The sequence below is a fragment of the Streptococcus oralis genome, assembly GCF_001579175.1.
GTDB classification, from domain to species: Bacteria; Bacillota; Bacilli; order Lactobacillales; family Streptococcaceae; genus Streptococcus; species Streptococcus oralis_O.
The window spans coordinates 373,451-383,804 of record NZ_KQ970760.1; the positions used below are offsets into that span (position 1 = coordinate 373,451).

General features: G+C 42.4%; 11 protein-coding genes, 1 pseudogene and 2 riboswitches. All 12 genes and pseudogenes read left to right on the top strand.

Annotation, left to right across the window (positions count from 1 at the left end):
* Positions 1-787, top strand: a 787-nt coding sequence (locus tag SORDD24_RS06140; protein ID WP_081103563.1) for a UDP-N-acetylglucosamine--N-acetylmuramyl-(pentapeptide) pyrophosphoryl-undecaprenol N-acetylglucosamine transferase, incomplete at its 5' end; no start/stop codon positions are given.
* 9 nt (positions 788-796) lie between these two features.
* Entirely contained in the window at positions 797-1,924 is a 1,128-nt protein-coding gene (locus SORDD24_RS06145) for a cell division protein FtsQ/DivIB (protein WP_061408683.1), read from the top strand.
* A 204-nt stretch (positions 1,925-2,128) separates the two neighbouring features.
* Positions 2,129-2,830: an orotidine-5'-phosphate decarboxylase gene (pyrF, locus tag SORDD24_RS06150; protein ID WP_061408686.1), complete on the top strand. Its 702-nt coding sequence runs from the start codon at positions 2,129-2,131 to the stop codon at positions 2,828-2,830.
* Positions 2,831-2,872: 42 nt separating this feature from the next.
* Entirely contained in the window at positions 2,873-3,505 is a 633-nt protein-coding gene (gene pyrE, locus SORDD24_RS06155; protein ID WP_061408688.1) for an orotate phosphoribosyltransferase, read from the top strand.
* A gap of 163 nt (positions 3,506-3,668) precedes the next feature.
* Entirely contained in the window at positions 3,669-4,805 is a 1,137-nt protein-coding gene (gene lctO, locus SORDD24_RS06160) for an L-lactate oxidase (RefSeq protein ID WP_061408691.1), read from the top strand.
* Positions 4,806-4,963: 158 nt separating this feature from the next.
* A riboswitch (TPP riboswitch) is annotated at positions 4,964-5,052 on the top strand.
* A 217-nt stretch (positions 5,053-5,269) separates the two neighbouring features.
* Positions 5,270-5,945 (top strand): annotated as a pseudogene (locus SORDD24_RS06165) (TenA family protein).
* A 123-nt stretch (positions 5,946-6,068) separates the two neighbouring features.
* Positions 6,069-6,157, top strand: a riboswitch (TPP riboswitch).
* 159 nt (positions 6,158-6,316) lie between these two features.
* Positions 6,317-6,877: an ECF transporter S component gene (locus tag SORDD24_RS06170; RefSeq protein WP_000915275.1), complete on the top strand. Its 561-nt coding sequence runs from the start codon at positions 6,317-6,319 to the stop codon at positions 6,875-6,877.
* Positions 6,878-8,263: an ATP-binding cassette domain-containing protein gene (locus SORDD24_RS06175; RefSeq protein ID WP_061408693.1), complete on the top strand. Its 1,386-nt coding sequence runs from the start codon at positions 6,878-6,880 to the stop codon at positions 8,261-8,263.
* Position 8,264: 1 nt separating this feature from the next.
* Positions 8,265-8,915 carry an energy-coupling factor transporter transmembrane component T gene (locus SORDD24_RS06180; protein WP_061408696.1) on the top strand — a complete coding sequence of 217 codons (651 nt, stop codon included), beginning with the start codon at positions 8,265-8,267 and terminating at the stop codon, positions 8,913-8,915.
* Between the two features lie 10 nt (positions 8,916-8,925).
* A complete protein-coding gene (gene tenA / locus SORDD24_RS06185; RefSeq protein WP_061408699.1) occupies positions 8,926-9,618 on the top strand; it encodes a thiaminase II in 693 nt (230 codons plus the stop codon).
* Positions 9,619-9,621: 3 nt separating this feature from the next.
* The gene (thiW, locus tag SORDD24_RS06190; RefSeq protein ID WP_061408702.1) at positions 9,622-10,146 is read left to right on the top strand and encodes an energy coupling factor transporter S component ThiW; all 525 of its coding nucleotides are present in this window, start codon (positions 9,622-9,624) and stop codon (positions 10,144-10,146) included.
* A partial coding sequence (locus tag SORDD24_RS06195) for a hydroxyethylthiazole kinase (RefSeq protein ID WP_196757276.1) occupies positions 10,146-10,354 on the top strand: 209 nt, incomplete at its 3' end. The genes thiW and SORDD24_RS06195, both read left to right, overlap by 1 nt.

Sequence of the window (10,354 nt, forward strand, 5' to 3'; positions counted from 1 at the left end):
ACTGCGTCCACAGGCTCTTTTTTCAAAGGGGGGCTTTGTCTCAGTACCGCCGGTTATCGCAGCGCGTGTGTCAGGGGTGCCTGTCTTTATTCACGAATCGGATCTGTCTATGGGCTTAGCCAATAAAATTGCCTATAAATTTGCGACCAAGATGTATTCAACATTTGAGCAGCCTGCTAGTCTTGCAAAAGTCGAGCATGTGGGGGCAGTGACCAAGGTAACAGGCCAAGAGACGCCAGAACCAGACGAGTTGGTGGATATCCAAACCCACTTTAATCCTAAATTGCCAACGGTATTGTTTGTTGGTGGTTCTGCAGGAGCTCGTGTATTTAACCAACTGGTGACAGACAATAAGCAAGAACTGACAGAGCGCTACAATATTATCAATTTAACTGGAGATTCAAACCTCAATGAGTTGAGTCAAAATCTCTTTCGTGTTGACTATGTGACAGAACTCTATCAACCCTTGATGGAGATGGCAGATGTGGTGGTAACGCGTGGCGGTGCCAATACGATTTTTGAGCTCTTAGCCATGGCGAAACTCCATCTCATCGTACCATTGGGTCGTGAAGCAAGTCGAGGAGACCAGATTGAAAATGCGGCCTATTTTGTTAAGAAAGGCTATGCAGCAGAACTCCAAGAGACAGAATTGACTTTGGAAAGCTTGGAGGAGAAAGTCAGTCACCTGCTTAGTCATAAGGATCAATACCAAGCTAGTATGAGGGCTTCAACTGAATTGAAATCTCTTGATGATTTTTATGCCCTACTAAGAAAAGACTTATCATAAGGAAAACCAATGTCAAAGGATAAGAAAAAAGAATCAAACCAGAAACAAGAATTGTCTGAATGGCAGAAACGGAATCAAGAATATCTGAAAAAGAAGGCTGAGGAGGAAGCTGCTCTAGCTGCGGAGAAGGAAAAGGAAAAACAAGCTCGAAAGGAGGCCAACTCGAAACTATTGGAGCAGGCCAAGAAATCCTCGAGTCAGTCCGACGAGGAAGATACAAGTCCAAGTCAGAAACCCTCCGAGAAAGATGAGAAGCCTCAAAAGGAAGACAAAGAAGTTAAAAAAGAGAAAGAGAAGAAGAAAAAAGAAAAGCCAGAAAAACCTGCCAAGCCGAAAATTGCTCCCGTTCATATTTGGAGGGCGGTCAGTATCTTGGTGCCGAGTGTTCTGGTTCTCCTCCTTTCTATCTATCTCTTGACTCCTCTTTCGACTCTTAAGCATATCGAGGTTAAGGGAAATAGTAACATGCAGGCGGATGACATCAAACAGGCTTCTGGAATTCAAGATAGCGACTATACCTTAGCTCTATTGTTGGATAAGGAAACATACGCTGAGCGAATCAAGTCGAATCATTGGATAGAGTCAGCAAAGATTGACTACAAATTTCCAACAAACTTTACGATTGAAGTCAAAGAGTTTGAGATTGTGGGCTACTATGTGACAGGTGAAGACCACTATCCAATCCTGTCTAGTGGAACAATCGACTCAAGCCCTGTCAACCTTTTGAACCTGCCTGAGACCTACCTAACAGTTACCTTTAACGATGAGCAGCAGGTGAAGGATCTGATTGCGGGTCTTTCTAGCATCAGTGAGGACATAAAGAGTCAAATCCAGAAGATCGAACTAGCACCAAGTAAGGCAACTGCAGATCTTCTAAAAATCACCATGCTAGATACAGATGAGATCTTGGTTCCCTTGTCAGAGTTGAGTAAAAAATTGCCTTATTACAGCAAAATTAAGCCACAACTAGCAGAACCGAGTTTTATCGATATGGAAGCTGGAATCTATAGTACTAGCCTAGCGGATAAACTTTTGGAAGAAGCTGAGGAAAAAGCTAAAAAAGAGGCACAGGAAGCTGAGAAGAAAAAACAGGAAGAAAAAGAAGCTGAAGAAAAGAAACAACAGCAACAACAATAAAGCCCAGTTTTTACTTGACAAGTTCCTATATAAATAATAGAATAGTAAAAAACCTTTAAAGCAGTCCAGAGAGGCAGCTAAGGTTAGACGGTGAAAGGGTGGAGACTACCCATTTTTCGTGGAACCTTGCTGCTGCAGGTTCCTTTTTTCATAGTCATTTTAAGGAGTTTGGTGGACTGTAAGAAGAATCAGAAGGAGAAATATATGCGTGAGAGTCGCCCGGTCATTGCCCTAGATTTTCCAAGTTTTGAAGAAGCAAAGGAATTTTTAGCCCTTTTTCCAGCAGAGGAAAAACTCTATGTCAAGGTTGGAATGGAAATCTATTATGCGGTTGGCCCAGAGGTTGTTCGTTATTTGAAATCATTAGGACACAGCGTTTTTTTGGATCTCAAGTTGCATGATATTCCAAACACAGTCAAATCGACCATGAAAATCTTGTCTAGTTTGGGTGTCGATATGACCAATGTTCAGGCTGCAGGTGGGGTTGAAATGATGCAGGCTGCGCGTCAAGGGTTGGGAGATAAGGGAATTCTCATCGCGGTGACCCAGTTGACCTCAACATCCGAAGAACAGATGCAAGACTGCCAAAATATTCAAACGAGTCTGCAAGAATCAGTGATTCACTATGCTAAGAAAACAGCAGAAGCTGGATTGGATGGAGTGGTTTGTTCAGCCCAAGAAGCCCAACTCATCAAGGAAGCTACAAACGAAGATTTTATTTGCTTGACGCCAGGTATTCGACCAGCAGGTGCTGAAGCAGCGGATCAAAAACGCGTAGTGACCCCTGGTCAGGCCTATCAAATCGGTAGTGACTACATTGTAGTAGGTCGTCCAATCACGCAGGCGGAAGACCCTGTAGCAGCCTACCATGCGATCAAGGAAGAATGGACACGAGACTGGGCCTAAAGCGTATTCGCTAAGAGATGTAAGGATAAGAAGGAGAAAACCATGACACTTGCTAAAGACATTGCTAGCCACCTATTGAAAATTCAGGCAGTTTACCTTAAACCAGAAGAGCCTTTTACTTGGGCATCGGGTATCAAATCACCTATCTATACAGATAACCGCGTGACTCTGGCTTACCCAGAAACTAGAACCTTGATTGAAAATGGTTTTGTAGATGCTATCAAGACAGCCTTTCCAGAGGTAGAAGTGATTGCAGGAACAGCGACAGCAGGGATTCCCCACGGATCCATCATTGCTGACAAAATGAACCTGCCCTTTGCCTATATCCGTAGCAAACCAAAAGACCACGGAGCAGGCAACCAAATCGAAGGCCGTGTAGCCCAAGGTCAAAAGATGGTCGTTGTCGAAGATTTGATTTCAACTGGTGGTTCTGTTCTTGAAGCAGTGGCTGCTGCTAAACGCGAAGGGGCAGACGTTCTTGGTGTCGTAGCGATTTTTAGTTATCAACTACCAAAAGCAGATAAGAACTTTGCGGATGCTGGGGTCAAATTGGTGACACTATCTAACTATAGCGAGCTCATTCACCTAGCCCAAGAAGAAGGTTACATCACACCAGAGGGATTGGCTCTCTTAAAACGCTTTAAAGAAGACCAAGAAAATTGGCAAAATGCTTAAAACATAGAAAATCAGGTAGTCACAAGGATTACCTGATTTTTTTGAAAGGTCCAGGTAATCAGGTTGAAATTCCCAGACAAATTTTTTGAAAACAGTATGAAAAAGAGTTAAGATGTTTATGTAAGATAAAAAGTAAACGCTTACTTAACAAGGAGAGCATTTTATGTCATATAAAACAAGTAATGCAGAAGGATCTGTTGATTTTATTAACGCTTATGATTTAGAGGCAATGGCTCAACAAGTCATTCCAAAAGCTGCCTTTGGCTATATCGCCAGTGGAGCGGAAGATACTTTCACTTTGCGGGAGAATATCCGCGCCTTTAACCACAAGCTTATTGTTCCACATACTCTTTGTGATGTTGAAAACCCAAGTACAGAGATTGAATTTGCAGGTGAAAAATTATCTTCACCAATCATTATGGCGCCTGTTGCAGCTCATAAATTAGCAAATGAACAAGGTGAAGTGGCTACTGCGCGTGGTGTTCATGAGTTTGGTTCCCTCTATACAACTAGCTCTTACTCTACTGTAGACCTTCCAGAAATTACAGAAGCCCTTCAAGGGACGCCTCACTGGTTCCAATTTTACTTTAGTAAGGATGACGGTATCAACCGCCACATCATGGACCGTGTGAAGGCTGAAGGCTACAAAGCGATTGTCTTGACGGCAGATGCAACTGTAGGGGGCAATCGTGAGGTCGACAAGCGCAATGGATTCGTCTTCCCAGTTGGCATGCCGATTGTTGAAGAATACCTTCCAGAAGGTGCTGGTAAATCAATGGACTTTGTTTACAAATCAGCCAAACAACGCTTGTCTCCACGCGATGTCGAATTTATCGCTGCTTACTCAGGTCTTCCTGTTTATGTCAAGGGGCCACAATGCCGTGAGGACGTTGAACGCTCTCTTGCTGCAGGTGCTTCTGGTATCTGGGTAACCAACCACGGTGGTCGTCAAATTGACGGTGGGCCAGCGGCCTTTGACTCGCTTCAAGAAGTGGCTGAAGCAGTTGCTAAACGTGTGCCAATTGTCTTTGACTCTGGTGTTCGTCGCGGTCAGCATGTCTTTAAAGCCTTGGCTTCAGGAGCAGATTTGGTAGCTATTGGTCGCCCTGTGATCTATGGCTTGGCTCTTGGTGGTAGTGTGGGTGTACGCCAAGTCTTTGAACACTTGAATGCAGAATTAAAGACAGTCATGCAGTTATCTGGAACTCAGACTATTGAAGATGTTAAACGCTTCAAACTGCGTCACAATCCATACAATCCATCCTTCCCAATTGATTCACGTGATTTGAAGTTGTATTGACAAAGTAGAAAGTCTCCATTTGATGTGGAGGCTTTTCTCGTCCTGAGGAAGGGTGACATATCATAACAAAGGAGGAAAAGACTATATAAATATATTTTCCAGTCAAATATCTTGCTAGGACTTTCAATTTCTGTTATACTGGTTCAGTAATAAAATAATAAAGACATTTGGGGTGCCTTAGGCTGAGATGATACCCATTGAACCTGATACAGTTAAGACTGGCGAAGGGAAATGTGAAAAGGTTTTTTTCGTATGTTGAAGGAAACTGTATAATCTTGTAAGGTGAACTCTAATTCTTAATTGTAATTGGAGTTTTTTGTTTATACAAACTGGATAGGCTTGTTTAGGTAGCTCTCTGTAAATGCCCTCGATGTTCTTAAAAAGTATCAAGTGGAATTACGATTTTGCTTGGTATCTCTTGGTGTTTTATTGATTACTAAGGAGTAAAGAAAGGAAAAATAAATATGGAAACACAAGACTATGCATTTCAGCCAGGTTTGATCGTTGGAGAATTATTAAAAAGCAGTCAGAAGGATTGGCAGGCTGCAATCAATCATCGTTTTATTAAGGAACTTTTTGCGGGGACAATTGAGAATAAGGTCTTAAAAGACTACCTGATTCAAGATTATCATTTCTTTGATGCTTTCTTATCCATGCTGGGTGCTTGTGTAGCTCACGCAGACCAGCTTGAATCCAAACTTCGTTTTGCCAAGCAACTAGGCTTTCTTGAAGCAGATGAAGGATGAAGATGGTTATTTCCAAAAGGCTTTCAAAGAGTTAAAAGTAGCAGAGAATGACTATCTAGAAGTGACCTTGCACCCTGTAACAAAAGCCTTTCAGGAGCTAATGTATTCTGCTGTTGCTTCATCAGACTATGCTCATCTTTTAGTCATGCTGGTCATTGCAGAAGGTCTCTATTTAGACTGGGGTTCTAAAGATTTGGCTCTACCTGAAGCCTATATTCATTCGGAATGGATCAATCTCCACAGAGGTCCTTTCTTTACAGAGTGGGTTCAATTTCTGGTTGACGAACTTAATCGTGTCGGGAAAGGTAGAGAAGATTTGACAGAACTTCAGCAACGCTGGAATCAAGCAGTTGCTTTAGAATTAGCTTTTTTTGATATTGGTTATGAATTATAGGACAGATTCAATACTTTTATGTAGATTAAAAGAATTAACAAACAAACCATATAAATATATTTTCCGGTCAAATATCTTGCTAGAGCTTTCAAATTCTGTTATACTAGTCCAGTAATAAAATAATAAAGACATTTGGGGTGCTTTAGGCTGAGATGATACCCATTGAACCTGATACAGTTAAGACTGGCGAAGGGAAATGTGAAAAGGTTTTTTTCGTATGTCGAAAAGGACTGTCTAATCTTGTAAGCTAAACTCTAATTCTTGATTGTAATTGGAGTTTTTTTGTTTATCAAAAGAGGATAGGCTTGACGGCAAGCCTTTTGGTAGCTCACCTTGAATGCCCCACTTTTCTTTTAAAAAAGGAGTTTTTTATGTTGAAAAAATGGCAATTAAAAGATGTTATCTTACTTGCTTTCTTGTCTATCTTTTTTGGTGGCGTTTTTGTGGGATCTGGCTATCTGTTTGATATCCTCACTCTGATTTTAGCCCCTCTTGGCTTGCAGGCCTTTGCCAATGAAATCCTCTTTGGTCTCTGGTGTATGGCTGCGCCCATTGCTGCCATCTTTGTTCCAAGAGTGGGAAGCGCAACGATTGGAGAAGTGCTAGCTGCGCTTGCTGAAGTCCTTTATGGTAGTCAATTCGGTCTAGGTGCCCTTTTGTCTGGCTTGGTTCAAGGGTTGGGAAGTGAACTTGGTTTTATCGTAACCAAGAATCGCTATGAAAGTTGGCTCTCTCTAACTGCTAATAGTATTGGGATTACGCTTGTTAGTTTTGTCTATGAATACATTAAGTTAGGTTACTACGCCTTCTCCCTTCCTTTTGTCCTTTCCTTGCTTGTGGTGCGCTTTATTTCTGTCTTTTTCTTCTGTACCATCTTGGTTCGTGCCATTGTCAAACTTTATCATCAGTTTGCAGCTGGAGGAAAGGCATAGATGGGGCTGGAACTACGAGCGATTCAGTCCCCAATCTTTTCGGAGCCTCTTGATTTTACTTTTCATGCGCAAGCCTTCACCTTGTTAGTTGGGAGCAGTGGTTCAGGAAAATCCAGTCTCTTTCAAATGATTGCCCAAGTCAGTTCTCTTCCCTATAGCGGTCAAGTCTTGATAGATGGGAGTGAGGTCAGTCAGCTTTCTATCATCGAACGTGTCCAGACGGTTGGCATTCTCTTTCAAAATCCCAATCATCAATTTACCATGGAGAACTTGTTTGAGGAGCTGATTTTTACCTTGGAAAATATCGGCCATCCCCTTCAAGAGATTGATGCTAAAATAGCCGAGGCGGTTCGGCAATGTCGTTGCGAGCCGATCTTGTACCGTCCCATTCATCACCTATCAGGTGGGGAAAAGCAAAAGGCTGCGCTAGCTGTTCTCTTTGCTATGAATCCTAGGGTCTATCTCTTGGATGAGCCCTTTGCTTCTATTGACCGCAAGAGCAGAATCGAGATATTGGAGATTCTAAAAGAGTTAGCTCTTGATGGGAAGACAGTCATCCTGTGTGACCATGATTTATCAGACTATGAAGCCTATATCGACCATATGGTGGAGCTAAGAGACGGTCAACTAAGGGAAGTGTTTCAAATTCCTTCCTCTGAGATGACACAGGTTTCTTCAAAGGAAGTTGCTTCTAGTCCAGAACTATTCCATATGGACTGTGTGACTTGTGAGCTGGGTAATCGTCCCCTCTTTTCGATTGCTGATTTTACTATCTACCAAGGAATCTCCTGTATCTTGGGTGATAATGGTGTTGGGAAATCAACCCTCTTTCGGTCTATTCTTCAATTTCAAAAGTATGAGGGGCGCATTACCTGGAAGGGGACAGTCCTGAAAAAGAAAAAGAGTTTGTACCGTGACCTGACGGGTGTTGTTCAGGAAGCTGAGAAGCAGTTTATCAGAGCCAGTCTGCGAGAAGAGCTTCAATTAGATGGACCTGATTCTGAAAGAAATCAGCGAATTTTCCAAGCTTTACAATATTTTGATCTGGAGCAGGCTCTTGATAAGAGTCCCTACCAATTAAGTGGTGGCCAGCAAAAGATTCTTCAGCTCTTGACCATCTTGACTAGTAAGGCCTCTGTGATCTTGCTAGATGAACCTTTTGCAGGTTTGGATGATAGAGCTTGCCATTATTTTTGTCAGTGGATGTTGAAGGACGGAAATCAAGGAAGAAGTTTTCTGATCATTAGCCATCGTTTAGATCCCTTGATCTCTGTGGTTGATTATTGGATTGAGATGACTAGTGAGGGTCTCAGTCATGTGAAAGAAGTGACAATTACCAAACCACTCATATCTCAGAGTAGCAATATTCAAGGGGAGGTAAGATAGTATGATCAAAGTAGCAACCCAGACACCGATTATCAGTCTCTTCTTGCTGATTTTATCCTTGGAAACATCTTTCATTCCTTCGATTGCTCTGAATCTTTCGGTAGTCGCATTTTGTATTCTCTTTATGCTCTATTACCGTCGATTTAAGATGTTGGCTTGGATGATTCTACTCGCCATTTTGCCATCTTTGGCCAACTACTGGGCAGTTCAGTTACACGGAGATGCTTCGCAGGCAGTGATGCTTGGAACGAGGGCTTTTGTGACGGTTTGTATTGGTCTTGTTTTTGTTTCTAGTATTTCCCTAAAAGAGCTTCTCTTGTACTTGGCTCAAAAGGGGCTGTCGCGTTCTTGGGCCTATGCCTTGATTGTGGTATTCAATGCCTTTCCCCTCATTCAGCAAGAAATCAAGTCCCTCAAAGAAGCTTGCCTATTACGTGGTCAAGAACTGCATGTTTGGTCTCCCTTGATTTACAGCAAGGTTCTGATGACAGTCTTTAGGTGGCGCCATCTTTATCTGAGAGCTCTGTCGGCGCATGGATATGACGAACATGCACAGGTGGAGAATAGCTATCGGACTTTTTCTATTCCTAAAAAAACAAAATTAATCTACCTGCTTTTCTTTTTATTGCTTCAAACCAGTCTATTTTTATAAAGGAGTTATTATGGAATTTACAGACCTTGCGATGGAATTATCCAAGGAAGCTTGGCAGGCTTCTTTTCATCACCCCTTTGTTTTACAGTTACAAGAGGGAAATTTAGAACCTTCAATTTTCCGCTATTACCTGATTCAGGATGCTTATTATCTGAAGTCTTTTTCAGAAGCCTATCACCTCTTGGCTGATAAGACTTCAAACCAAGAGATGAAAAGACTCTTGAAACAAAATGCTCAGAGTCTAGTGGAGGGTGAGTTGTTTATCCGCCAACAATTTTTCAAGGAATTAGGAATCAGTGACCAGGAAATGGACGAGCAACCGATTGCTCCAACCTGTTATCATTACATTTCTCACATTTATCGGCAATTTGCAGAGCCAAACTTGGGCATTGCTTTTGCTAGTTTGCTCCCATGTCCTTGGTTATACCATGATTTGGGCAAGGCACTTAATCGCAAACCATCCCCGAATCCTCTTTATCAGCAGTGGATTGAGACCTATATCACCGATGAGTTAGAACAGCAGATCAGAGAGGAGGGAGAGCTGGTCAATCAACTCTATCGAGAAAGCAATGAGATGGACAAACAAAAAATGCTAGAGGCTTTCCACCGCAGTGTTCACATGGAAGCCAAGTTTTGGGAGATGGCTTACCAACACCAAACATGGACGAGTGATTTGCAGTCCTTAGGAAAAGAGAAGAAATAGAAAATGAGAAACCACCGACTTCAAGTTCACAAATTAACCATTTTATCCATGATGATTGCCCTTGACGTAGTTCTTACACCCATCTTTCGAATTGAAGGGATGGCACCAATGTCCAGTGTAGTCAACATTCTTGCAGGAATCTTGATGGGGCCTGTTTATGCCTTGGTCATGGCTACAGTCACAGCCTTTATCCGTATGTCTACTCAAGGCATTCCGCCCTTGGCCCTCACAGGAGCTACTTTTGGAGCCCTCCTTGCAGGTCTCTTTTATAAGTACGGTCGAAAATTTCATTATTCTGCCCTAGGAGAGATTTTGGGAACAGGGATTATCGGTTCCATTGTTTCCTATCCTGTCATGGTTCTCTTTACGGGATCTGCGGCCAAGCTCAGCTGGTTTATCTATACTCCGCGATTTTTCGGAGCGACCTTGATCGGTACAGCCATAGCTTTTCTTGCCTTTCGATTTTTAATCAAGCAGGAATTCTTTAAAAAAGTACAAGGATATTACTTTGGTGAAAGGATAGACTGATGCAGGAATTTACAAATCCCTTCCCTCTGAGCTCTAGCTCCTTAATTCACTGCATCACCAATGAGATTTCCTGTGAGATGCTGGCCAATGGCATTTTGGCTCTGGGATCTAAACCGGTCATGGCAGATGATCCCCGTGAGGTCCTTGATTTTACCAAACAAAGCCAAGCTCTCTTCATCAATTTGGGGCATTTGTCAGCTGAGAAGGA

Excerpts from the sequence above, each read along its gene's own strand:
- lctO (WP_061408691.1), top strand. The coding sequence starts at position 3,669 with ATGTCATATAAAACAAGTAATGCAGAAGGATCTGTTGATTTTATTAAC.
- SORDD24_RS06175 (WP_061408693.1), top strand. The coding sequence starts at position 6,878 with ATGGGGCTGGAACTACGAGCGATTCAGTCCCCAATCTTTTCGGAGCCT.
- SORDD24_RS06180 (WP_061408696.1), top strand. The coding sequence starts at position 8,265 with ATGATCAAAGTAGCAACCCAGACACCGATTATCAGTCTCTTCTTGCTG.
- pyrE (WP_061408688.1), top strand. The coding sequence starts at position 2,873 with ATGACACTTGCTAAAGACATTGCTAGCCACCTATTGAAAATTCAGGCA.
- thiW (WP_061408702.1), top strand. The coding sequence starts at position 9,622 with ATGAGAAACCACCGACTTCAAGTTCACAAATTAACCATTTTATCCATG.
- tenA (WP_061408699.1), top strand. The coding sequence starts at position 8,926 with ATGGAATTTACAGACCTTGCGATGGAATTATCCAAGGAAGCTTGGCAG.
- SORDD24_RS06170 (WP_000915275.1), top strand. The coding sequence starts at position 6,317 with ATGTTGAAAAAATGGCAATTAAAAGATGTTATCTTACTTGCTTTCTTG.
- SORDD24_RS06145 (WP_061408683.1), top strand. The coding sequence starts at position 797 with ATGTCAAAGGATAAGAAAAAAGAATCAAACCAGAAACAAGAATTGTCT.
- pyrF (WP_061408686.1), top strand. The coding sequence starts at position 2,129 with ATGCGTGAGAGTCGCCCGGTCATTGCCCTAGATTTTCCAAGTTTTGAA.